The 21,638-nt window shown below is 61.4% G+C and carries 20 protein-coding genes and 1 tRNA gene; 11 read left to right on the forward strand and 10 right to left on the reverse strand.

Annotated elements, in window-relative coordinates:
• Positions 1–28 precede the first annotated feature (28 nt).
• The gene (locus QF039_RS31015) at positions 29–949 is read right to left on the reverse strand and encodes an alpha/beta fold hydrolase (protein ID WP_307522335.1); all 921 of its coding nucleotides are present in this window, start codon (positions 947–949) and stop codon (positions 29–31) included.
• A 172-nt stretch (positions 950–1,121) separates the two neighbouring features.
• Here QF039_RS31015 and QF039_RS31020 point away from each other — a divergent pair, with 172 nt between their 5' ends.
• The 3 genes from QF039_RS31020 (at position 1,122) to QF039_RS31030 (ending at position 4,343) form a co-directional block, all read left to right on the forward strand.
• On the forward strand, positions 1,122–2,087 hold the full coding sequence (locus QF039_RS31020; RefSeq protein WP_307522337.1) for an arsenic resistance protein: 966 nt from the start codon (positions 1,122–1,124) through the stop codon (positions 2,085–2,087).
• Positions 2,088–2,174: 87 nt separating this feature from the next.
• A complete protein-coding gene (locus QF039_RS31025) occupies positions 2,175–3,815 on the forward strand; it encodes a glycosyltransferase family 39 protein (protein ID WP_307522339.1) in 1,641 nt (546 codons plus the stop codon).
• A gap of 237 nt (positions 3,816–4,052) precedes the next feature.
• Positions 4,053–4,343, forward strand: a complete 291-nt coding sequence (locus tag QF039_RS31030; protein WP_256346888.1) for a hypothetical protein — start codon at positions 4,053–4,055, stop codon at positions 4,341–4,343.
• Between the two features lie 91 nt (positions 4,344–4,434).
• Here QF039_RS31030 and QF039_RS31035 read toward each other — a convergent pair.
• The 4 genes from QF039_RS31035 to QF039_RS31050 form a co-directional block, all read right to left on the reverse strand.
• Positions 4,435–4,510: transfer RNA gene (locus QF039_RS31035), tRNA-Phe, on the reverse strand.
• A 103-nt stretch (positions 4,511–4,613) separates the two neighbouring features.
• Positions 4,614–4,886: an oxidative damage protection protein gene (locus QF039_RS31040; RefSeq protein WP_087693327.1), complete on the reverse strand. Its 273-nt coding sequence runs from the start codon at positions 4,884–4,886 to the stop codon at positions 4,614–4,616.
• Positions 4,883–5,950, reverse strand: a complete 1,068-nt coding sequence (gene mutY, locus QF039_RS31045; RefSeq protein ID WP_307522343.1) for an A/G-specific adenine glycosylase — start codon at positions 5,948–5,950, stop codon at positions 4,883–4,885. Before mutY ends, QF039_RS31040 begins: the two co-directional genes overlap by 4 nt.
• On the reverse strand, positions 5,947–8,163 hold the full coding sequence (locus tag QF039_RS31050; RefSeq protein ID WP_307522345.1) for an AsmA family protein: 2,217 nt from the start codon (positions 8,161–8,163) through the stop codon (positions 5,947–5,949). Before QF039_RS31050 ends, mutY begins: the two co-directional genes overlap by 4 nt.
• A gap of 295 nt (positions 8,164–8,458) precedes the next feature.
• Here QF039_RS31050 and QF039_RS31055 point away from each other — a divergent pair, with 295 nt between their 5' ends.
• The 7 genes from QF039_RS31055 to QF039_RS31085 all read left to right on the forward strand — a co-directional run bounded on the left by QF039_RS31055 (position 8,459) and on the right by QF039_RS31085 (position 14,245).
• Positions 8,459–10,120 (forward strand): OFA family MFS transporter, encoded by a 1,662-nt coding sequence (locus tag QF039_RS31055; protein WP_003218039.1) that lies wholly within the window; start codon positions 8,459–8,461, stop codon positions 10,118–10,120.
• Between the two features lie 254 nt (positions 10,121–10,374).
• On the forward strand, positions 10,375–10,968 hold the full coding sequence (hisB, locus tag QF039_RS31060; RefSeq protein WP_003218037.1) for an imidazoleglycerol-phosphate dehydratase HisB: 594 nt from the start codon (positions 10,375–10,377) through the stop codon (positions 10,966–10,968).
• Complete coding sequence (gene hisH / locus QF039_RS31065) at positions 10,968–11,606, forward strand: imidazole glycerol phosphate synthase subunit HisH (RefSeq protein WP_003218034.1); 639 nt, start codon at positions 10,968–10,970, stop codon at positions 11,604–11,606. Before hisB ends, hisH begins: the two co-directional genes overlap by 1 nt.
• Positions 11,606–11,863, forward strand: coding sequence for a DUF2164 domain-containing protein (locus QF039_RS31070; protein ID WP_307522348.1), 258 nt, complete (start codon positions 11,606–11,608; stop codon positions 11,861–11,863). The genes hisH and QF039_RS31070 overlap by 1 nt, the downstream gene beginning before the upstream one ends.
• 39 nt (positions 11,864–11,902) lie before the next feature.
• On the forward strand, positions 11,903–12,640 hold the full coding sequence (gene hisA / locus QF039_RS31075; RefSeq protein WP_307522350.1) for a 1-(5-phosphoribosyl)-5-[(5-phosphoribosylamino)methylideneamino]imidazole-4-carboxamide isomerase: 738 nt from the start codon (positions 11,903–11,905) through the stop codon (positions 12,638–12,640).
• Positions 12,641–12,649: 9 nt separating this feature from the next.
• Positions 12,650–13,420: an imidazole glycerol phosphate synthase subunit HisF gene (gene hisF / locus QF039_RS31080; RefSeq protein ID WP_003218030.1), complete on the forward strand. Its 771-nt coding sequence runs from the start codon at positions 12,650–12,652 to the stop codon at positions 13,418–13,420.
• Between the two features lie 66 nt (positions 13,421–13,486).
• The gene (locus tag QF039_RS31085) at positions 13,487–14,245 is read left to right on the forward strand and encodes an ABC transporter substrate-binding protein (RefSeq protein ID WP_003218028.1); all 759 of its coding nucleotides are present in this window, start codon (positions 13,487–13,489) and stop codon (positions 14,243–14,245) included.
• Here QF039_RS31085 and QF039_RS31090 read toward each other — a convergent pair.
• From QF039_RS31090 to QF039_RS31105, 4 genes are all read right to left on the reverse strand, one after another.
• A complete protein-coding gene (locus QF039_RS31090; protein ID WP_307522353.1) occupies positions 14,198–15,502 on the reverse strand; it encodes a Vps62-related protein in 1,305 nt (434 codons plus the stop codon). The two genes, QF039_RS31085 and QF039_RS31090, sit on opposite strands and share 48 nt — an antisense overlap.
• A gap of 74 nt (positions 15,503–15,576) precedes the next feature.
• Complete coding sequence (locus tag QF039_RS31095) at positions 15,577–16,359, reverse strand: divergent polysaccharide deacetylase family protein (RefSeq protein WP_008435686.1); 783 nt, start codon at positions 16,357–16,359, stop codon at positions 15,577–15,579.
• A gap of 1 nt (position 16,360) precedes the next feature.
• Entirely contained in the window at positions 16,361–17,668 is a 1,308-nt protein-coding gene (locus QF039_RS31100) for a S41 family peptidase (protein WP_003218023.1), read from the reverse strand.
• Between the two features lie 31 nt (positions 17,669–17,699).
• The gene (locus QF039_RS31105) at positions 17,700–19,004 is read right to left on the reverse strand and encodes a murein hydrolase activator EnvC (protein ID WP_003218021.1); all 1,305 of its coding nucleotides are present in this window, start codon (positions 19,002–19,004) and stop codon (positions 17,700–17,702) included.
• A 377-nt stretch (positions 19,005–19,381) separates the two neighbouring features.
• Between QF039_RS31105 and QF039_RS31110 the strand changes: the two genes are divergently transcribed.
• A complete protein-coding gene (locus QF039_RS31110) occupies positions 19,382–19,813 on the forward strand; it encodes a PBECR2 nuclease fold domain-containing protein (RefSeq protein WP_307522356.1) in 432 nt (143 codons plus the stop codon).
• A 217-nt stretch (positions 19,814–20,030) separates the two neighbouring features.
• Here the strand turns inward: QF039_RS31110 and gpmI are convergent, their stop codons facing one another.
• Positions 20,031–21,557 carry a 2,3-bisphosphoglycerate-independent phosphoglycerate mutase gene (gene gpmI, locus QF039_RS31115; protein ID WP_307522358.1) on the reverse strand — a complete coding sequence of 509 codons (1,527 nt, stop codon included), beginning with the start codon at positions 21,555–21,557 and terminating at the stop codon, positions 20,031–20,033.
• Positions 21,558–21,638: the final 81 nt, after the last annotated feature.

Consider the following 21,638-nt stretch of genomic DNA (forward strand, 5'->3'; position numbering starts at 1 on the left):
CGCAGGTCTGGAGAAATCCCAAGGCTTTCTAGGTGCGATCCGTCACTTGGCGCCCCGGCGTGCCGTTGGCCAACTCTCCCCGTTGCAGCCAAGCCAATGCAATCGGCCACAACCGATCCTGATACTGGCTGCGAAAGAATGCGAAGTGTCCGACCTCTTTTTCGCCGATATCTTCAGGGGCGATCCGCAGGTGCGTGCGCTCGCTGCCGTCGAAGTAACCCAGCAGGCGCTCGATTGCCGCCACCGTGCCAAACGGGTCGTCGGTAATGCTGATGGCCAATATCTGTGCCTTTACCCGCGAAAACGGCAACTCGGGCAAGGCTCGCCCACTCGGACGTTTTTCATAACTCGGCGTCGGCGTACTCCAGTCGCGTACCACGCCCGCCGGGGTATCCTCCAGCCAGCCTATGCGCTTGCCCGGGAAGTAGCCAAAAACCGCTGTCACCAGCGGCATCACCACATGCCATTTGGCAAACATCCGCCAGCGCCCGCTCGCCTCGTAGTCGCGCCAGTAGGCAAACTGCGCGCCTACCGTCACCAGGCGTCGAATCACTGCGCCGGAAGCCCCGAGTCCCGCCGCACATCCGCCAAAACTGTGCCCGACCACATCAATCGGTTGGCCGGCAAACTCCCGCTGGGCCCGCTGCAGGATCGCTTCGAAGTCCAGCACGCCCCAATCCGACCACGAGGCCTTGAACCCTTTCAGCGAGCCGCTACGGGATTCGCCGATGCCGCGGTAGTCGTAGGTGATGACGTCGAAGCCATTGGCAAACAGGTAATCGGCAAACCGTGAGTAGTGACGGCAGCGTACGGAGGTGGCGGCGTTGATGATGACGACCGGGCGTTCAACGTCTGTGCGCGGATGGCGCCATGTGAAGCCGCCGATGGAATGCCCATCGGCTGTGGGCTCGCGGAATGCTTCGGCTTGAGGTCGGGCTGGCAGGTTCATGAACAGGCTCGATCATTGCGCTTTCGATGGGGTGTCAAAGGCCCGTGCGCAGTTTTATGAGAAGTCGAAACTAACAAATTTCTGCTACGAAGACCCCGGGGATTTTTCTGAGGCTCGACCTGAGCGGCACAGATGCCTAGGCTTAGACCCTTTCGCCCACCAGAGCCGGCCCATGACCCGCGACACCCTCGAACAAAACCAGATCCCGATCTACTTCGCCAGCGTGGTGCTGGCTGCCGTTGTCGGCCTGCTGGCGCCCTCCATGGCTCAAGGTGTGGCTGCCCTGGTTACGCCCGCCATCGCCGTGCTGATGTACGCGATGTTCCTGCAAATCCCGTTTCTGGACCTGCGCCAGGGGCTGGGCAACAAACACTTCATGGCCGCGTTGCTGCTGGCCAACTTCATCCTGATTCCGCTGCTGGTGTGGGCGCTGACTCGGGGCCTGGTGGAACACCCGGCGATCCTGGTGGGTGCGTTGCTGGTGCTGTTGACGCCGTGCATCGACTACGTGGTGGTGTTTACCCATATCGGCAAGGGTGACTCGCGGTTGATGCTGGCAGCGACCCCGATTCTGTTGTTGCTGCAACTGCTGCTGTTGCCGGTCTACCTGGGGTTGATGCTGGGGGCGCAGTCGCAGGTGGTGGTTGCAGTGGGGCCGTTTGTCGAGGCCTTCCTGCTGCTGATCGTTGCGCCCATGATTCTGGCGGTGCTGACCACATCCCTGTCCCGGCGCTCACCGGTCGTCAGTGCCTGGAACGATGCCTGGGCCTGGCTGCCCGTGCCGGCCATGGCGCTGGTGCTGATGGTGGTGATCGGTTCGCAGATCACCGCCGTGGTCCGCGATATCGGCCTGCTGGCGCCGGTGATCCCGGTGTATATCGGCTTCCTGTTGCTGGCCCCGCTGATGGGGGCGCTGGCTTCGCGCCTGTTCAAGCTATCGGCGCCCACGGCGCGGGCGGTCACCTTCAGCGCCTCCACGCGTAATTCCCTGGTGGTGCTGCCGCTGGCGCTGGCGTTGCCCGAAGAGATCCGCGGGCTCGCTGCTGCAGCGGTGATCACGCAAACCCTGGTGGAATTGGTAGGGGAGCTACTCTATATCCGCCTGCTGCCGCTGCTGGTCTGGCCCGCTCGTCGTTAGGCGGATGAATGTTTGATTCCGTTCAGGGCTTATTCAGGGTGGCGTTCGGCAACATGAGCCGGTTTACCCCACCTGACAGGCTGAATAATGGATCAACACAATCGCTTTCGAATGGAATCGCTGGGTATTTTCCTTATCGCCTTGCTGCTGTTCACCCTGGGCATCTGGGACCAGCAGCCACAGGGCTTCGACGGCCGCTGGGCCGTGTTCATGCAAGAGATGTTTCGCCACGGTGCGAGCCTGTTTCCTACCACCTACGGTGAGCCTTACCCGGACTATCCGGGCACCGCGACCTACCTCAGCTATCTCTTTGCCCGTTTATTCGGCGCGCCCAACGACCTGGCTAACGTGATGCCCACCGCCCTGGCGTCTGCCGGGGTCATGGCGCTGATCTACCGCTTGCTGGTGCCGTCCGGTCGGGCGTGGGCATTGCTGACGGTGCTGCTCACCGCATTGACTGCCCAGTTGCTGGAGAAGTCGCGCTCGGTGTGCCTGGACCAGATGATCTCGTTGTTGTGCCTGGGGTGTTTCTACCTGCTGCATAGCGGTGAGCGCCTGGGCTCGCGGCTGCGCCAATATGCGATCTTTCCGTTGTTCGTGGTGGCGTTTGCCATTCGCGGGCCGCTGGGGTTGATCGAGGTGTGCGGGGTGGCCTGTGTCTACTGGGCGCTGGGCACCGCTCGTACGCGGCAAGAGCAGATTGCGCTGCTGAAAAAGGTGATTGCCCACGGAGTGGTCGGTTTGATCCTGCTGGCCGGCTGTTGGTGGGCGCTGTTGAAACTGGCACGGATCAGCGGTGGCGATGCTTTCGTCGATGATGTGCTGCGGATGCAATTCACCGGGCGCCTTGATGAAACCGGTGAGGCGTTCTACTTCTACTTCAAGCTGAGCCTGTACCGCTATTTCCCGGTGGTGCCGCTGGCCCTGGCGACGATGATTGCCCTGCGCCACAAATGGTCGGCCCGCCACGACGATGCCGATGTGCAGTTGATGCTGCGCTTGGCCGCCTGCGGCCTGATGATTTTGCTGGGCTTGTCGGTGCCGCACTTCAAGCGCGCCTACTACATCGTGCCCATGGTCCCGATGTTTGCCGCGGTGGCCGCCTATGGCTTGCTCCAGGCCCAGGGCTGGTTGCTGGGCGTGCGGCGTGGCTATGAGTGGCTGGTGGCGGTCCTGCCGGTGCTGGGCATTGTCGTGGTGTTTGTCTGTCGGCATCTGTGGCACAAGCACGGCTACTGGCCGGACGTTTCAGTGCCGGCGCTGGTGGGTGTGCTGATCGTGCTGCAACTCGCAGCCGTGATTGCCTGGCGCCGTTTGCAGGGCAATCTCGCCCAGCGCCTGGTGGTGCTCAGCCTGATTGCGCTGGCCACCCAATGGCTGGTGCTGGTGAAGGTTGTGGAGCCGGCCAAGGATCTGCAATTCGACACCAGGAACTTCGTAAGCGCGGTGGAAAAGCTGCGTGCCGATAATCCCGGGACCCTGGTGTTCGTCGATCTGGCCAAGGACACCTGGGCGATTCGCTACATCATGAACCTGGATCACGACGAGCAGCCGCTGTTCATCGGGCGCAACCAACCCTTGCTGGTGGATACGCTGCCGCGCCCCGCCTGGGTGATTGTGGAGCGCAAGCAAACCGCACTGCTCAGCGGCACGCCGCTGGAACACATGGCGCCGGTGTTCAATGGGCGGTTGAATGACAACCCGCTGCTGGTGTTCCTGGTGAAGTGACTCAGTCGCCTTGACATCCTTGTCGGTGGTGACGCCGACGAGAGTGGCGATCACTGGGGAATTAAGGATGGATCAATGGGGTCGGAATGAGGTGTTGATAACCGGCACTTTGGATCGTCTTACTGTATGGTCGCCGCCTGGATGACCGGTTGGTCTAATTGGAGCGCTTTGCAGCCTGCCGCAAAACAGGCGCCTGCTAGGCTTGGGTACTTTCGTGGTGATGAGTTTGGGTGCGACATGGAAGCAGTAAAAATGGATTTTGAGTATGCCGGTGCCGAGAGCGTCGGTAGTGCCCACGTGATCGGCCGTTCCTGGCTTGGCGGCCTCAGCATCTGTTTTGACGGAGGCTGCAGCTACCCCTCGATGATCAGCGTGCTGGAGGCTGTATTCAGGCGCTATGGACGCCTGGTGCGTTTTGGCGAGTCGCTCTCGGCGCAGGATTGGATTGCGCGCGTGGAGGAGAGTGGTTTTCACATCTCCGAGCAGGAGCGGGTTGCGGTGTTGACGTTGATGCGGGGCGGGGGCTGAAGGAGTCAAAAACGGCAGGCAACAAAAAACCCGCACCAGGCGGGTTTTTTGTGTGTTTCAGATGACATTTGCACCACCTGAAACTAATTAGTGGTGCCCAGAGACGGAATCGAACCGCCGACACGGGGATTTTCAATCCCCTGCTCTACCGACTGAGCTATCTGGGCAACGGGGCGCATTAAACGGGTTTTTCAGGGGGTCGTCAAGCAAGTTTTCAAAAAATATTTAATTATTACCGTCGCTTACGGGCCAACCCCCACATTTGATCAATTATTCAGCAGGTGGCACGTAGCCGTCGGCCTTGGCGTAATCCTCGCCGGAAAAGTACTTGTCCATCTCGCCCTGCAGGTATTTGCGGTCTTCGGCGTTCATCATGTTCAGGCGTTTTTCGTTGATCAGCAGGGTCTGGTGCTTTTGCCAGTCAGCCCAGGCCTTGGCGGAGACGTTGTCGAAAATGTCCTGGCCCTTGGCGCCAGGGAACGGGGCGCGCTCCAGGGCGGGCAGTTCTTCGTGGTACTTGCGGCAGATGATGGTGCGGGTCATGACGGAACTCCTGCGTTCAATACTTCAGCCGCGCGCTTCAGCAGTTTTTTCACCGGGGCGGCAAGGCCCAGGCGCGGCGGGGTGGCGAGGTTATACCAGAGCCAGTCAGCCTCGGCCACGTGATGGGCAGACTCCTGGACCTGGACCAGCCAGGGTTCGATAGCCAGTTGGAAGTGGCTGAAGGTGTGGATCAGGCTCGGCAGCACCTGGTGTTTGCCCAGCGCCAGCGAGTGCTGGTTGGCCAGGTGTTCCAGGTCGGCCAGGTCATCCAGCTCCGGCAGGCTCCACAAACCGCCCCACAGGCCCGTGGAGGGGCGACGGTAAAGCAGGATCGCGCCCTCGCCATTGGCCAGCATCGGCATCAGCGTGCGCTTCTGGGGCACGGTCTTGCGTGGCTTGGGGATCGGGTAGCGGGTTTCCAGGCCGAGCAGGTGCGCTTCGCAGCCCTTTTCCAGCGGGCACAGCAGGCAGCTGGGCTTGCTGCGGGTGCAGAGGGTGGCGCCCATGTCCATCATGGCCTGGGTGTAGGCGTTGACGCGGTCATGGGGCGTAAAGCGCTCTGCGGTGGCCCACAGCTGTTTGGCGACCTTCGGCTCGCCCGGGTAACCCTCTTGCGCGGTAAAGCGCGCCAGCACGCGCTTGACGTTGCCATCGAGGATCGGCGCTCGCAGGCCCATGCTCAGGCTGGCAATCGCACCCGCGGTGGACAGGCCAATGCCGGGCAGTTCGGTGAGTTTTTCGACGTCACGGGGAAACTCGCCGCCATATTCGGCAACGACGATCTTCGCGGTCTTTTGCAGGTTGCGCGCCCGGGTGTAGTAACCCAGCCCGGTCCACAGGTGCAGCACTTCGTCTTCCGGCGCGGCAGCCAGGGCTTCGACCGTTGGCAAGGACGCCATGAACCGGTCGAAGTAGTTCAGCACGGTGCTGACCTGGGTCTGCTGCAACATGATCTCCGAGACCCACACCCGGTAAGGCGTGATGCCCTGTTGCCAGGGCAGGTCATGGCGACCGTGGCGGTCGTACCAGTCGAGCACCGCCGTTGAAAACTGCTCGTTTCTCATCGTTTGAACAGGCCTTTAAGCGCGTCTTTCAGCTGTGGATTGACCTTGTCGAGCTTCTGTTCAAGCTTCTCGCCGAGCTTGTTGCCCGCCGCCTTGATGGCGACCTGGCTCAAGCCGTCCTTGTCCAGGCGGCAGGCCTTGGCGCCCAGTTCCAGCGGGCCACGGCAGCGCAGCGGGACTTCGATGTTCTGGAAGTTGGAGCCCACCTGGCAAGCCGGGTCCGGCACGTCGCGCTGGTCGCCTTCGACGATAATGCCGACGCGGTAGTCCATGCCCAGCACGCGCAGGTCGACGTCACCGTCGCCGTTGACGGTCAGGCCCGGGATGCGCACTTTCAGGTCGGGGTTGCTGGCCACACCATTGCGCAAGGTCAGGTTGCCCTTGAGTTCCTGGAACGGGGTGTCCTTGCCGCGCTGGTCGCCGCTGAGGGTCTTGCGGTTGAGCAGGGCGATGCCGGTGCACAGCTGTTGCTCGATGTTGGCGTTGAGCAGCACGCCGTTGTTGATCGCGAAGCTGGCGGTACCGTTGAGGCTGTCGATCAGGGCTTTCTGGCTATTGCCGCGGCCGTTGAGGTTGCTGTCGAGGGTGAGCTGGCCCTTCACCGGCGGGTTCTGCCCCTGGGCTTGCAGGATGCGTTCGACCGGTACCTGCTTGATGCGGGTTTGCAGCGCCAGCAGCGGGATGTCCTGGCGCACGTCAAGGTTGCCGTTGGCCTGGAAGGTGCCGTTGTAGAGGCCGCCGCTCAAGGTTTCGAGCTTGAGCTGGCCATCGAGGCCGGAGGCTTTCAGGGCGGCATTCTGGATCGGCAGCTTGCTCAGGGTCAGTTGGCCAAAGGACAGGTCGGCGTTTACGTCCAGGGTGCGCAGGCGGGTCAGGGGCAGCAGCTTGTCGGTACTCCACGCGGCTTTGGTCGGGGCGTCCGGCAGCGGTGTGGTGCCACCGGCCGCCATGGCGCCGGCTTCGCTGTTCTGCACTTCAGCCTGGCGTGCGGCCGCGGCGCCCTTGGCGGCTTCGGACTTGGCCGGCAGGTAGTTGTCGGCGTTGAACGTATCGGCCTTGAGCTGCACCCGCAGGGATTGCCTGGCGAAATCATCCACGGCCACGCGACCGGTGAAGGTGCTGTCGTCGAGTTTCAGGTTGAGGTCTTCAAGCGCCAGGCTGGTCGGCGTGCCCTTGAGGCGGCTGACCAGTTCGACCTTGCTCAGGCTGCCGGCGGCCATCGGTGGCAGCGGGTTGCCGACGCTGTCGAGGAACTTGGCCAGGTCAAACTGGGCAATCGACAGGGCGCCGCTGAGCTGTGGAGTCTTGTCCAGGTCGTTGACCTTCAGCTCGCCCAGGGCGCGCAGTTGGTTCAGCGACAACTTCATGCCGGTCCATTCGGCGATATTCGCAGACTGGTCCACCAGCAATTGGCCCTGGGTCGAAAAGGTCACGGTCTTGCCTTGCAGCGGCTCGCCGGTGGCTTCACCAGTGACCTTCATGTCTTCGAACTGGTAGCGCTTGAGGGCGCGCTGAATGCGCAGGTTGCCGTTGACCTCGGTCTTGACGCGCATCAGCGGCTGGTTGGTGCCGAAGAACGCGGTGAGTTTGACCGGGATGCTTGCACCTTCGTGCACGGCGCCGGCGCTCAGCTGGATGCTTTCGGCGCTGAACTGCTTGCCGGTCTGCTCGTCGTTGTATTCGACGCGGGCGTTGTTGATGGTCAGGCTGTCGATGTCCAGGCGGATCGGCTGCGGCGGCTTTTCAGGCTTGGGCGGTGTGGCCGCTTCAGCCACGGCAGGCGTGGTGGCGGCGGTAGCCGGGTCCGGCACATTCTTGCCGATGTCTTCCCAGTTGCCGTGGCCATGCACGTCTTTGTTCAGGCGCAGGTTCAGGCCTTCGACACGTACATCGCTCATCTGCACTTCACGGCGCAGCAGCGGCAGCACGCGCACCGACAGGCCGAGCATCTGCAGATCGGCAAACGGTTGGCTCGGATTGGTCAGGGTCGCAACGCTGGCCTCGTGCAATTCAAGACCGAGCCAGGGGAACAGGCTCCAGCCGATGTCGCCATTGAGCGTCAGCTCGATGTGGGCCTTGTCGCGGGCAATCTGGCGAATCTCGTCTTTGTAGTCGTTGGGATCGAAGAGATGGGTCAGGGCAAAGCCTAGAGCCACAATGATCAGCAACAGCCCGAGAAGTACCAGACCCAGGATTTTGCCGAACGCTTTCATGGGCGAGTCCTTGTATGTCGATTTTAAAATTTAGCCGAAGAGTATAACGCTCGTAGCCCTATGGCTGTTTAGGGATCGTTACATGGCGTCAAACAAATCAGATAACTCCAGAAAGGTGATATCAGTTTGGTTTTTCTGTCATCCACAGATGCTAATCTGCGCATGTTCGTCTGCCGTCTGCGACTAAACGTCGCGTTTAAAAGGAGCTTTACTCAACAAAACGGCCACGCCTTGCGTGTAAGGCCGAGGGAGAGAGCGCCCGACGGACACATACTAATAACTGGGGGAAACACCAATGAGCACTAGCACTGCGGCGGGTAATACTGCTGCACAGCCTGCGTTCCTGTCCAAGGAACGCATTATCGCCAAGCCCGGGTTCAACCGTTGGCTGGTACCACCGGCCGCCCTGGCGATCCACCTGTGTATCGGCATGGCCTACGGTTTTTCGGTGTTCTGGCTGCCGTTGTCCAAGGCGCTGGGGATCACCGCACCGGTCGCCTGCGCGCCGGACATGAGCTTCATCAGCCAGGTCTTCTCGTCGCAATGCGACTGGCCCATCTCCATGCTGGGCTGGATCTACACCCTGTTCTTCATCTTCCTCGGCTGCTCCGCGGCGATCTGGGGCGGCTGGCTGGAACACGCCGGGCCACGCAAGGCTGGTGTCGTTTCGGCCTTGTGCTGGTGTGGCGGCCTGCTGATCTCCGCGCTGGGGATCTATACCCACCAGATCTGGCTGATGTGGATCGGCTCCGGGGTCATTGGCGGTATCGGCCTGGGCCTGGGCTATATCTCGCCGGTCTCGACCCTGATCAAGTGGTTCCCGGACAAGCGCGGCATGGCCACCGGCATGGCGATCATGGGCTTCGGCGGCGGCGCGATGGTGGGTGCCCCGCTGGCAGCCGCCTTGATGGGCCACTTTGCCTCGCCGACCAGCGTTGGCGTGTGGCAGAGCTTCGTGGTCATGGCCGTGATCTACTTCGTGTTCATGATCGGCGGCGCCTTGTCCTACCGCGTTCCGCCTACCGGCTGGAAGCCTGAGGGCTGGACTGCCCCGGCGAAAAAAGCCAGCAACGCGATGATCACCCACCGTCACGTGCACGTGAACGTGGCCTGGAAAACCCCGCAATTCCGCCTGGTGTGGCTGGTGTTGTGCCTGAACGTGTCTGCCGGCATCGGCATCCTCGGCATGGCTTCGCCGCTGCTGCAGGAAGTGTTCGGCGGCAAGTTGCTGGGTAACGGCCTGGCATTTGGCCAACTGGATGCCGGCCAACTGGCTTCCATCGCGGCCATCGCAGCCGGCTTTACCGGTCTGTTGAGCCTGTTCAACATCGGTGGCCGGTTCTTCTGGGCATCGTTCTCCGACTACCTGGGCCGTAAAAACACCTACTTCGTGTTCTTCGCATTGGGCTTTGCCCTGTACGCGCTGATCCCGAACCTGGGTCACCTGGGTAACGTCGCGCTGTTCGTGGCGGCGTTCTGCATCATCCTGTCGATGTACGGCGGTGGTTTTGCGACGGTCCCGGCTTACCTGGCGGACCTGTTCGGTACGCAAATGGTGGGTGCGATCCACGGTCGCCTGCTGACCGCTTGGGCAGCGGCGGGCGTACTGGGCCCGGTGCTGGTGAACTACCTGCGTGAGTATCAGTTGAGCATCGGCGTTGAACGCGCTGCCGCCTACGACATCACCTTGTACATCCTCGCCGGCCTGCTGGTGCTGGGCTTCATCTGCAACCTGCTGGTCCGGCCGGTGGCAGACAAGTACTTCATGACCGACGCCGAACTGGCTGCCGAGCAGGCGCTGGGCCATGACAAGGGCGCCGATTCCAGCACCGTGCTGGAGTGGAAAGCCTCCTCCGGCAGCGTGCCATTGGCGGTTGCCGCCTGGCTGGCGGTGGGCATTCCGTTGGCGTGGGGCGTGTGGGTCACCCTGCAGAAAACCGCAGTACTGTTCCACTAACACCGCGTAACCCTTGTGGGAGCGGGCTTGTGTGGGAGCGGGCTTGCTCGCGAATGCGATGGACCAGTCAGCCCATGTTGGCTGACACACCGCTTTCGCGAGCAAGCCCGCTCCCACGCAAAGCTGCCCCCACACTTGTACTGACATGTCTATCCCCGACACTCCATCAGTCTTATCCCCTCCGATGTTTCTGTTTAGCGCCCGCGCCCCTATAATGGCTGCCTTTTTCGCCCAATGATTTTGCGGAGCTGGTGATGGCCGAACGTAAGGCGTCCGTCGAGCGCGACACTCTGGAAACCCAGATCAAAGCCTCGATCAACCTGGATGGCACCGGAAAGGCCCGATTTGATATCGGTGTACCTTTTCTTGAGCACATGCTGGACCAGATCGCCCGTCACGGGCTGATCGACCTGGATATCGTCAGCAAGGGCGACCTGCATATCGACGACCACCACACGGTGGAAGACGTCGGTATCACGTTGGGCCAGGCATTTGCCAAAGCCATCGGCGACAAGAAAGGCATCCGTCGCTACGGCCACGCCTATGTCCCGCTGGATGAAGCGCTGTCGCGTGTGGTCATCGACTTCTCCGGCCGCCCGGGCCTGCAGATGCACGTGCCGTACACCCGCGCCACCGTGGGCGGCTTCGACGTCGACCTGTTCCAGGAATTCTTCCAGGGTTTCGTCAACCACGCCCTGGTCAGCCTGCACATCGACAACCTGCGTGGCACCAACACCCACCACCAGATCGAGACCGTGTTCAAGGCTTTCGGCCGTGCCCTGCGCATGGCCGTGGAGCTGGATGACCGCATGGCCGGGCAAATGCCGTCGACCAAGGGCGTCCTGTAATGCAGACGGTCGCGGTTATCGACTACGGCATGGGTAACCTGCACTCGGTGGCCAAGGCCCTCGAGCACGTAGGTGCCGGCAAGGTGCTGATCACCAGCGATGCCGACGTGATTCGCGAAGCCGACCGGGTAGTGTTCCCGGGGGTTGGCGCGATTCGCGACTGCATGGCCGAGATTCGTCGCCTGGGCTTCGACAGCCTGGTGCGTGAAGTCAGCCAGGACCGGCCGTTCCTCGGCATCTGCGTGGGCATGCAAGCCTTGCTCGACAGCAGTGAAGAGAACGACGGCGTCGACTGCATCGGTCTGTTTCCGGGCCAGGTGAAGTTTTTCGGCAAGGACCTGCACGAAGACGGCGAGCACCTGAAGGTGCCACACATGGGCTGGAACGAAGTGCGCCAGACCGTGGATCACCCGCTGTGGCACGAAGTGCCGGACCTGGCGCGTTTCTATTTCGTACACAGCTATTACATCGCCGCCGGTAACCCGCGCCAGGTGGTGGGTGGCGGGCACTATGGCGTCGACTTCGCCGCGGCCCTGGCCGACGGTTCGCGCTTTGCCGTGCAATTCCACCCGGAGAAGAGCCATACCCATGGCCTGCAATTGCTGCAGAACTTCGCCGCGTGGGACGGGCGCTGGTAATGGCCAAGAAGGTCAAGCCGCCGATCTTGAACCTCACTCCCCAGCAGGAGAGTGAGGCCACCGACAAGATCAAGCGTTTCATGGAAGACCGCTTCGAGCTCAAGCTCGGCTCGTTCGAGGTCGCAGAAATCCTCGAACTGTTCACCACTGAAATTGCTCCGCACTATTACAACAGGGCGATTTTCGATGTGCAGACGCACCTTAAAGAAAGGTTCGAAAGCATCGAAAGCGACTTGTGGACGCTCGAGAAACCCTGATTTCCCGAGCAACGCTGAATATCGAATAAGGTTTGCCAGATGCTGATTATTCCCGCTATCGATCTCAAGGACGGCGCCTGCGTACGTCTGCGCCAGGGCCGCATGGAAGATTCCACGGTGTTCTCCGATGACCCGGTGAGCATGGCTGCCAAGTGGGTGGAAGGCGGTTGCCGTCGTCTGCATCTGGTGGACTTGAACGGTGCGTTCGAAGGCCAGCCGGTCAACGGCGAAGTGGTGACGGCGATCGCCAAGCGCTACCCGAACCTGCCGATCCAGATCGGCGGCGGTATCCGCTCCCTGGAAACCATCGAGCACTACGTGAAAGCGGGCGTGAGCTACGTGATCATCGGCACCAAGGCCGTGAAAGACCCGGCCTTCGTCGCCGAAGCCTGCCGTGCGTTCCCCGGCAAAGTGATCGTGGGCCTGGACGCCAAGGACGGTTTCGTCGCCACCGACGGCTGGGCCGAGATCAGTACCGTCCAGGTGATCGACCTCGCCAAGCAGTTTGAAGCCGACGGCGTCTCCGCCATCGTTTATACCGACATCGCCAAAGACGGCATGATGCAGGGCTGCAACGTACCGTTCACCGCTGCGCTGGCCGCCGCCACCAGGATCCCGGTGATCGCTTCCGGCGGTATCCACAACCTGGGCGACATCAAGTCGCTGCTGGACGCGAATGCGCCGGGGATCATCGGCGCCATCACCGGCCGGGCGATCTATGAAGGCACCCTGGACGTCGCTGAAGCCCAGGCTTACTGCGACGCCTACAACGGCTGAGGACTGACCATGGCGCTGGCCAAACGCATCATCCCTTGCCTGGACGTCGACAACGGTCGCGTGGTCAAGGGCGTCAAGTTCGAGAACATCCGTGACGCCGGCGACCCGGTGGAGATCGCCCGTCGCTACGACGAACAGGGCGCCGACGAGATTACCTTTCTCGACATCACCGCCAGCGTCGATGGTCGCGACACCACGCTGCATACCGTGGAGCGCATGGCCAGCCAGGTGTTTATCCCGCTGACCGTGGGCGGTGGCGTGCGCACCGTGCAGGACATTCGCAACCTGCTGAATGCCGGCGCGGACAAGGTTTCGATCAACACCGCGGCGGTGTTCAACCCGGAATTTGTCGGCGAAGCCGCACAGCACTTCGGTTCGCAATGCATCGTGGTTGCCATCGACGCCAAGAAAGTCTCCGGCCCGGGCGAAACCCCGCGCTGGGAGATCTTCACCCACGGCGGGCGCAAGCCGACCGGGCTGGATGCCGTGCAGTGGGCGATGAAGATGGAAGCCCTGGGCGCCGGTGAAATCCTGCTGACCAGCATGGACCAGGACGGCATGAAAAACGGCTTCGACCTGGGCGTGACCCGCGCCATCAGCGACGCGCTGGGCATCCCGGTGATTGCTTCCGGCGGCGTCGGCAACCTGCAGCACCTGGCCGACGGCGTGATCGAAGGCCACGCCAGCGCAGTGCTGGCGGCGAGTATTTTCCACTTTGGCGAATACACCGTGCCTGAGGCCAAGGCCTACATGGCGGCGCGCGGTATCGTCGTACGCTAAACGTCACTGGACACCATGGCAGGCTCGCGGCACTCTCTGGGCTTGCCATGGATTCCGGTAACTTTCATGTTCAAAGACCTGCTGCTCGCCCTCGCCAGTACCACCGTTCTGCTGACGGGTTCGGCTTACGCTGATGAACCGTCCGACGGCGCTTCCCTGGTGTTGCTGACGGAAAACTTCCCGCCGTACAACATGGCGAAAAACGGCAAGAACTTCGCCAAGGAAGAGAACATCGAAGGCATTGCCGTGGACATCGTCCGCGAGACGTTCCAGCGTGCCGGTATTTCCTACAACCTGACCCTGCGGTTCCCTTGGGACCGGATCTACAAACTCGCCCTGGAAAAACCCGGTTACGGCGTGTTCGTGATGGCGCGCTTGCCGGACCGTGAGGCGCTGTTCAAATGGGTCGGCCCCATCGGCCCGGACGATTGGGTGCTGCTGGCCAAGGCTGACAGCAAGATCCAGCTGAGCGACCTTGAGCAGGCGCGGCGCTACAAGATCGGCGCCTACAAGGGCGACGCCATCGCCGAGAGCCTGGAGAAGCAGGGGCTCAAGCCGGTAATCGTGTTGCGGGATCAGGACAACGCGAAAAAGCTGGTGGATGGTCAGATCGACCTGTGGGCCACCGGGGACCCGGCGGGCCGTTATCTGGCACGCCAGGTCGGGGTGACCGGGCTCAAGACTGTGTTGCGTTTCAACAGCGCGGAGCTGTACCTGGCGCTGAACAAAAACGTGCCGGATGACGTAGTGGCGAAACTCCAGGCGGCCCTCGATCAGTTACGGCAGGAGGGTGTCGTCGATGAAATCATGGGGCGTTATCTCTAGGTCGTTTTCTGTGGGCTCGGGCACCGCTGCTGGTACTTCCTCTGGCTCCTCAACAGCAGTAACCGCCGCTTCAGGTTGCAGCAGCTCGCTGAAGTAGACGTTATCTCCGCTGGCATAGGTCAGGGTTGGCCCGAGCTGGCTGCCGTCAGCCCGCAATAGCTCGTATCGGCTTTTGACCAGGTAGGCAGCGATGGATTTATTCGCCGGGATGTAAGCCATCACATCCGCCACGCCCTCCCGTTCCCAGCCTTGTGCGGTCAAGCCCGTATGCGTGAAGTCGCGATTGAGGTTGGCACTGATACTCAACGGATGCCGGGGTGCCCAGGCAGCCTTTATATCGACGCCGGTCAAGGAGCGCAGGCCCATGGAGAAATCACTGATCTCTCCTTTTGCGAATACCCAACTGAAGGTTTGGCTTGCTGGCGTGGTGTTTTGACCGCTGGCTACCAAGCTGTACTGGTCGATTCTTTTCAACCGATATACCGGGCACGTTTGCAGTTTTTCCAGGGGCGTCAGGGTCGGGTCGTTCACGGTAAACCAGGGCAGTTCGCACACATGAATGCCCTCTGTTACCTGCTCCGGCATCGTGCGTCCTGGTGCCATTTCGGGTGAAAGTGGCGGCAAATCTTCGGAATGAAGCGCAAGGTCCAGCCGCAGGGCGTGCACCGGGCTTTGCCTGGTTGGCTTGGCATAGCCCTCGGCGCCGGTAAAGGTGCCCGGTGCCAGGTAGGCTTGGCCAGGAGCTGCTTGCGACGGGGAGACACTCCAGGCGCTGAAGTCCCGGTGGGCGCCGCTGCCTTGGTCGCTCCAGATCAATTGGTCGACATAGGCCTGAGTCACCAGGTCTTCTCTGACACAGCGGATGGTATTGCGTGGTGGTTTGTCGTTACCGAGGCCACAGACCAGCCCCATCGCCACATAACCTTCTGGAGCGGTGGGCCGCCAGATTGAGAAATTGGCGCGTGCCCTTGGTCCCGAGTGTTCCCAGACTCTCTCGAAGTCGACGGGGGGCCGCAAGGCGGTGCCATTCTCCCGGTCAACTTCGCTGACAACAGCGACGATGTTCAGTTGATTGATGTTGTGGTAACCCGCCACCGCCACATCACCCAGCGGGACGAAGTTGCCCAGCGCGTCGGAGGATGTGCTCGGGCGCCAGAAGGTCACGGGTTTCTCGGCGCGAGTGCCTTTGTCGTTCCATACAGGAACGAACTCGGTGGTGAAGTTGATCAGCAGGTCTTTGTATTGCAGTGAGTTCATCTACAGACTCTCCAGTGGATACGAAGATCCACTATCGGAGAGTCCGCTCGGTCAGGCGCGGTAGCTATATAGCACTAGCGGTAAGTGCCGTTTTTTCCGTGGCCGGCCATGGCCTGGTTGCTGCGCAGGCTGATCATCAACTTGATGTCGATCCACTCGACGCCCTGGGCCTTGAGCTTGGGCAGCTCACGTTCGAGTACCGCCAGGGTCTGTGGATAAGGGTGGCCGATCATCACCGCCGAACCCTGTTTGTGGGCCAGCTTGATCGCGGTCTGCAGCTGGGTGGTGATGGCCGCTTCGGTGCGTTCGTCGTCGAGGAACACATCCCGCGAGACGCTGGCCAGGCCAATCTTTTGCGCCTCGGCGGCGGCGACGGTTTTAGCGCTGGTGCGGCTGTCGACGAAGAACTTGTGGCGTCGTTGCAGCTCACCCATCAACCAGGCCATGGCCTCCGGCTGGGCGGTCATGCGGCTGCCCATGTGGTTGTTGATGCCGGCGGTGTAGGGCACTGCCTTGAAGGCCGCGTCCAGGCGTTTGCCCAGCTCTTCGATAGGCAGGTCGGGGTGCCAGGCGAACGGGCCGGTGGCCGGGTCCATGGGCATGTGCAGGATGACGATCTTGCCGGCCTTGTGGGCTTCGCGGGCGAATTCGGCGGCGTGGGGTGTGTCGGGCATGATCGCCGTGGTCACCGGGCCGGGCAGGGCGAGCACACGACGATCCCGGGGCAGGTTTTGCCCAAGGTCGTCGATGATCAGGGTCAGGTAGGCTTTGTGTTCAGCGGGGGCTGCACTGGCGGGGTTGCCTTGGGCGACTCCCGCCAGACAGCACAGCAAAGCGATGATCAGTCCACGGCGCATATCAACGGCTGCGCGTAATGCTCAGGCCCTTGAGCAGGCTCAGCGCCTGGGCCAACTGATAATCGTCGTCCTGCGGCATCGGCTTGGCTTTCGAGCCGCTGCCGGTCGGCTGGTCGGCGCCGCCGTTGCCATTGCCCAGGTGGCCTTGCAGGTCCGCTTCCTTGTAGAACTCGCTGTCGGCTTCGTTGGTGATCTTGGCCTTGCGCACTTCGATGTCCGGCACGATGCCCTGGGCCTGGATCGAGCGACCGTTCGGCGTGTAGTACAGCGCCGTGGTGATCTTCAAGGCACGCTCGTTGTTCAGCGGCAGCACGGTTTGCACCGAGCCTTTGCCGAAGCTGGTGGTGCCCATCAGCACGCCGCGTTTCTGGTCTTGCAGGGCGCCGGCGACGATTTCCGAAGCCGAGGCGCTGCCGCCGTTGATCAGCACAACCATCGGCACGCCTTCGCTGAGGTCGTTGCCGGTGGCCGAGAAGCGCAGCTCGGAGTTGGCGATACGGCCCTTGGTGTAGACGATCAGGCCCTTGGTGATGAAGTGGTCGACCACCTCCACAGCGGCCTGCAACACGCCGCCCGGGTTGTTACGCAGGTCGAGCACGATGCCGCTGAGTTTCTTGCCGTTGTCTTTGCGCAGCTTGGCGAGGGCCTTGGCCACTTCGTCGCCGGTCTTGACCTGGAACTGGGTGATACGGATGTAGCCGTAGCCCGACTCCAGCAGCTGGCTCTTCACGCTCTTGACCGTGATGGTAGCGCGGGTCAGGGTCACGTCGAACGGCGTGCCGCCGTCGCGCACCAGGGTCAGGGTGATTTTCTGGCCGATCTTGCCGCGCATCTTGTCGACGGCTTCGGTCATGGTCTGGCCGCGGGTCGGCTGGCCGTTGATCTTGACGATAAAGTCACCGGCCTGGATGCCGGCCTTGGACGCAGGGGTGTCATCGATCGGCGAAACGACCTTGATGTTGCCGTCGTCGGCGCCGACTTCAATGCCCAGGCCACCGAATTCACCGCTGGTGCTCTCCTGCAGCTCGGCGAAATCTTCCGGGCCCAGGTAGGCGGAGTGCGGGTCAAGGTTGCTGAGCATGCCCTTGATGGCATTTTCCAGCAGGGTCTTGTCGTCCACAGGTTCGACATAAGCGGCCTTGATCCGGTCCATGACCTCGGCAAAGGTGCGCAACTCGTCCAGCGGCAGCGGGGCCTTGGTGGTCGCGGCCGTGGCCGACTGGGCGGTCTGGTCGGCGAATGCCAAAGGCGCGCCGATCACCAGAGCGATCGTCAGGGCCAGCGATGTGAGGCGGGACAAATGCAGCATGTCGAACGAACTCCTAATGTAGATGCGACCCTTATCCTTGGGTACGGCACCATTGTGCCGGGTCGCTCGGGCGGCCCTGCTGACGAATAGCGAAGTACAGCGCCGGGGTGTCCTGGCCACCACTGTTACCGACAGTGGAGATGGATTCACCGGCTTTTACAACATCACCTGCCGCTTTAAGCAAAGTTTGATTGTGGCCGTAAAGGCTCAAATAGCCATTACCGTGGTCAAGAATCACCAGCAAGCCTGCGCCACGCAGCCAATCGGCGAATACCACGCGGCCGCCGTGGATAGCGTGGACCTGGGTGCCGGCACCGGCACTGATCATCACACCGTCCCACTTGGCGCGGGTGTCATCGCCACGGGTTTCACCAAAGCGTGCCAGTAATCGACCATCAACTGGCCATGGAAGTTTGCCCCGAGCTGAAGCAAAAGGTCCGCCGAAGGATTCGCCGGCGCTGGAAACCAGCGGGCCAGGCGCTGCACGCGCCGGTTTACGCGGGGCCGGGGCGTCGGTAGTGGCGCTGGCGACTGCCTCGGCGGCTTCACGCTCGCGCTTTTTTTCGGCTTCCTGCTGGGCCAGCAGCGCTTTTTGCCGCGCCTGCTCTGCCTCACGGGCCTGGCGCGCCAGGGTTTCCTCGATGGTTTTCAGGACTTTGCCGAGGTCGGCCTGGTCTTGCTCGCGGGCCTGGAGCTTGGCGTCACGGGCTTTCACGTCGTCATTCAGCTTGGCCAGCGCCTGCTGGCGCTCCTTGCGGACCTTGTCCAGCTCGTCGCGCTGGCTGTCGAGGGCGGTTTTCTGGTCGAGCAACTGCGACTGCTGGTTGGCGATTTCCTGCTCGACGTTGGCCAACTGGCGCAGGGTCTCGTTGAAGCTTTTCAGTTGCTCCAGGCGGGCCTTGCTCAGGTAGTCGTAATAGGTAAGGGTGCGGGCGAATTTTTCCGGGTTCTGCTGGTTGAGCAGCAGCTTGAGGTATTCCTGGCGGCCGTTCTGGTAAGCGGCGCGGGCCTGGATCGCGATCAGGCGTTGCTGTTCAACGCGGGCGCTCTGGAGTTTTTTTTTCTCAGCGTCGAGTCGCTCCAGTTCCGACTCGCTCTTCTTTAGTTCTTTTTGCAGCTCCTGGACCTGCTTCTCCAGCTTGCCCATCTCGGTTTCCGTGCCGCGCAGGTCTTTCTGCACGCCGGACTTCTCTTCCTGGAGCTTGCCGAGCAGCTTCTTCAGCTCGGTAATGTCCTGACGCGTAGCGTCCAACTGTTGTTGGGTTTGTGCGCGCTCATCGGCAAACGCCGGTTGGAGCAGGCAGACAAGAGCAAGGGTAATCAAGGCGCGAAGCATAGAGGCGGGCGACACCAGGGAAAGGGACGGCCTAGTATGCCCGCCAAGCGCTGCAAAAAAAACGCCCAATTCGGCTTGGCAGGCAAGTTAGGTGCCCAGTGGCCGCATTCTGCAAGCAATTGTGGGCAAGTCCCATAGCCCTTTGAAGGCGACGAGCGGTAGAGAGCGTCGTGTCGTGCTTCTGCAGTTGTTTTGTGTGCTTCGCGAAATGCCTTGAAATGCTCCGCCCTGACGGTGCATTTGCGCTCGGAATAGACTCTTCGGCCCTGTTAATCCGACGGTCGGCATAGTCAGTAATGCCTTGTATTCACGAGTCAAAAGGCCAGCAAACGTGGCTTGATTATGGGCTTCCCGACCTTCGTAGTCTGGATCGGGCTTTGCGAGCGCGTCCACTTGAGGAAGTGGCCGCCGGCAACGATGTCGCAGCGGCCATCGATATAGTCGCAATGCATTTTGGCATTGCCCATTCGAGCTGTTCGGAAGTGGAAGTTGACTCGCCTTTGGGGCAAATAGCGATCAGGCGCAGTTGTCTGCAGCATATTGTTGAAAAGCGGCAGGACGCCAGAGAGCGTTATGTCAGGTTCGCCTTGGACACATTGACGGGGCCTCTGGAAATATGGCGTGTTGCTTATAGCGATTGCTCCGCCCGTTTAGCATTCATTGGGGCTTATGAATCCAGGAGGCAGATGCTGGTGGTGGTCAATATTCAGGCTGGCAATGTGCTGTGGAACTTCATGCAGACAGACGCCAAGGCCTTGAACAAGCATCGTCATGGTGAGTTGCTCTACAAGCGTTACGAGCTTTTGTGACGCCCAAAGAAAAGGGCAGCTCTTTCGAACTGCCCTAAGTAGTGCTTGCTTGATATTCATATACACACCCTCAAGCAGGGGTGTGGAGGTCTCACCCTACGCGGATATCCAGCCATCTGCGGGGTTCCTACGCCAGTTATCGCCGCTGGAGGCAACTGGTTTCGCGCTCAAGTCCATTATTGACGGGCTGCCTGTTTTGAGCAACCCCTGAACTGTGTCAGACCAGAATCGAAGTGCCAGTCATCTCTTTCGGCTTCTCCAGCCCCATCAGCATCAACATGGTCGGTGCCACGTCGGCCAGCACGCCGCCATCACGTACTTTAAAGTCACGTTTGCCGACGTAGATGAATGGCACCGGCTCGGTGGTGTGGGCGGTGTGGGCCTGGCCGGTGGATTCGTCGGACATTTGCTCGCAGTTGCCGTGGTCAGCGGTGATCAGCGCTTCGCCGCCCACCTTTTCCAGCGCGTCGACGATGCGGCCGACGCACAGGTCCAGGCATTCCACGGCTTTTACCGCCGCTTCCAGGTTGCCGCTGTGGCCCACCATGTCACCGTTGGCGTAGTTGACCACGATCACGTCGTAGCGCTGGTGCTCGATGGCGTCGACGATCTTGTCCGTGACTTCCGGGGCACTCATCTCCGGCTGCAGGTCGTAGGTGGCGACTTTCGGCGACGGGATCAGGATGCGTTCTTCACCCGGGAACGGTTCTTCACGACCGCCGGAGAAGAAGAAGGTGACGTGGGCGTATTTCTCGGTTTCGGCAATGCGCAGTTGGGTCTTGCCGTTTTTCGCCAGGTAATCCCCCAGTACGTTTTCCAGGCTGCCCGGGGCGAATGCCGACGGGGCCGGGATGTTGGCGGCGTATTGGGTCAGCATCACGAATTCGACTTTCGGCTGGCGGGCGCGCTCGAAGTCCTTGAAGCCGGCATCGACGAATACGTGGCTCAGCTCGCGGGCACGGTCGGCGCGGAAGTTCATGAACACCACGGCGTCGCCATCTTCGACCTTGACCGGTTCGCCGATGGTGGTGGCCTTGACGAACTCGTCACTCTCGCCACGGGCGTAGGCGGCTTCCAGGCCTTCCTGGGCGGTGGCGGCGTTGAATTCGGCCTGGCCGTCGACGATCAGGTTGTAGGCCTGTGCCACGCGGTCCCAGCGGTTGTCGCGGTCCATGGCGAAGTAGCGGCCAACCAGGCTGGCGATGCGGCCTTTGCCGAGGGTCTTGAAGGTTTCATCCAGCAGTTCGATGGAGGACTGGGCACTTTTCGGCGGGGTGTCGCGGCCGTCGAGGAACGCGTGCAGGTAGATCTTCTCGGCGCCGCGCTTGAAGGCCAGTTCGGCCATGGCGATCAGGTGGTCCTGGTGGCTGTGGACGCCGCCGTCCGACAGCAGGCCCATGAAGTGCACGGCCTTGCCGGCCTTGACCGCTTTGTCCACTGCCGCGCAGATGTTTGGGTTCTCGAAAAACTCACCGTCGCGGATCGCTTTGGTCACGCGGGTGAAGTCTTGATAGACCACTCGTCCGGCACCGAGATTCATATGGCCGACTTCCGAGTTGCCCATTTGGCCTTCCGGCAGGCCAACATCCATGCCCGAGCCCGAGATCAGGCCGTTCGGAACGGTAGCGCTCAGACGGTCCAGTACTGGCTTGCTGGCCGAGTACACGGCGTTGTCGTGGTGGCTTTCACTGTGTCCGAAGCCATCGAGAATTATCAGGACCAAAGGTTTAGGCGTAGTAGTCATAGATCCTCTCGCGGCGGTAATGAATGAAGGGAATAGAAAAGGGAGTGGCAGTTTAAAGCGAAGTTCCGACCACGTCACCGC

The organism is Pseudomonas sp. W2I6 (assembly GCF_030815935.1).
Taxonomy (GTDB): domain Bacteria; phylum Pseudomonadota; class Gammaproteobacteria; order Pseudomonadales; family Pseudomonadaceae; genus Aquipseudomonas.

What these genes read in the sequence shown, in the direction of transcription:
- QF039_RS31015 (WP_307522335.1), bottom strand. Translation starts at nt 949, where the DNA reads ATGAACCTGCCAGCCCGACCTCAAGCCGAAGCATTCCGCGAGCCCACA.
- QF039_RS31020 (WP_307522337.1), top strand. Translation starts at nt 1,122, where the DNA reads ATGACCCGCGACACCCTCGAACAAAACCAGATCCCGATCTACTTCGCC.
- QF039_RS31025 (WP_307522339.1), top strand. Translation starts at nt 2,175, where the DNA reads ATGGATCAACACAATCGCTTTCGAATGGAATCGCTGGGTATTTTCCTT.
- QF039_RS31030 (WP_256346888.1), top strand. Translation starts at nt 4,053, where the DNA reads ATGGAAGCAGTAAAAATGGATTTTGAGTATGCCGGTGCCGAGAGCGTC.
- QF039_RS31040 (WP_087693327.1), bottom strand. Translation starts at nt 4,886, where the DNA reads ATGACCCGCACCATCATCTGCCGCAAGTACCACGAAGAACTGCCCGCC.
- mutY (WP_307522343.1), bottom strand. Translation starts at nt 5,950, where the DNA reads ATGAGAAACGAGCAGTTTTCAACGGCGGTGCTCGACTGGTACGACCGC.
- QF039_RS31050 (WP_307522345.1), bottom strand. Translation starts at nt 8,163, where the DNA reads ATGAAAGCGTTCGGCAAAATCCTGGGTCTGGTACTTCTCGGGCTGTTG.
- QF039_RS31055 (WP_003218039.1), top strand. Translation starts at nt 8,459, where the DNA reads ATGAGCACTAGCACTGCGGCGGGTAATACTGCTGCACAGCCTGCGTTC.
- hisB (WP_003218037.1), top strand. Translation starts at nt 10,375, where the DNA reads ATGGCCGAACGTAAGGCGTCCGTCGAGCGCGACACTCTGGAAACCCAG.
- hisH (WP_003218034.1), top strand. Translation starts at nt 10,968, where the DNA reads ATGCAGACGGTCGCGGTTATCGACTACGGCATGGGTAACCTGCACTCG.
- QF039_RS31070 (WP_307522348.1), top strand. Translation starts at nt 11,606, where the DNA reads ATGGCCAAGAAGGTCAAGCCGCCGATCTTGAACCTCACTCCCCAGCAG.
- hisA (WP_307522350.1), top strand. Translation starts at nt 11,903, where the DNA reads ATGCTGATTATTCCCGCTATCGATCTCAAGGACGGCGCCTGCGTACGT.
- hisF (WP_003218030.1), top strand. Translation starts at nt 12,650, where the DNA reads ATGGCGCTGGCCAAACGCATCATCCCTTGCCTGGACGTCGACAACGGT.
- QF039_RS31085 (WP_003218028.1), top strand. Translation starts at nt 13,487, where the DNA reads ATGTTCAAAGACCTGCTGCTCGCCCTCGCCAGTACCACCGTTCTGCTG.
- QF039_RS31090 (WP_307522353.1), bottom strand. Translation starts at nt 15,502, where the DNA reads ATGAACTCACTGCAATACAAAGACCTGCTGATCAACTTCACCACCGAG.
- QF039_RS31095 (WP_008435686.1), bottom strand. Translation starts at nt 16,359, where the DNA reads ATGCGCCGTGGACTGATCATCGCTTTGCTGTGCTGTCTGGCGGGAGTC.
- QF039_RS31100 (WP_003218023.1), bottom strand. Translation starts at nt 17,668, where the DNA reads ATGCTGCATTTGTCCCGCCTCACATCGCTGGCCCTGACGATCGCTCTG.
- QF039_RS31105 (WP_003218021.1), bottom strand. Translation starts at nt 19,004, where the DNA reads ATGCTTCGCGCCTTGATTACCCTTGCTCTTGTCTGCCTGCTCCAACCG.
- gpmI (WP_307522358.1), bottom strand. Translation starts at nt 21,557, where the DNA reads ATGACTACTACGCCTAAACCTTTGGTCCTGATAATTCTCGATGGCTTC.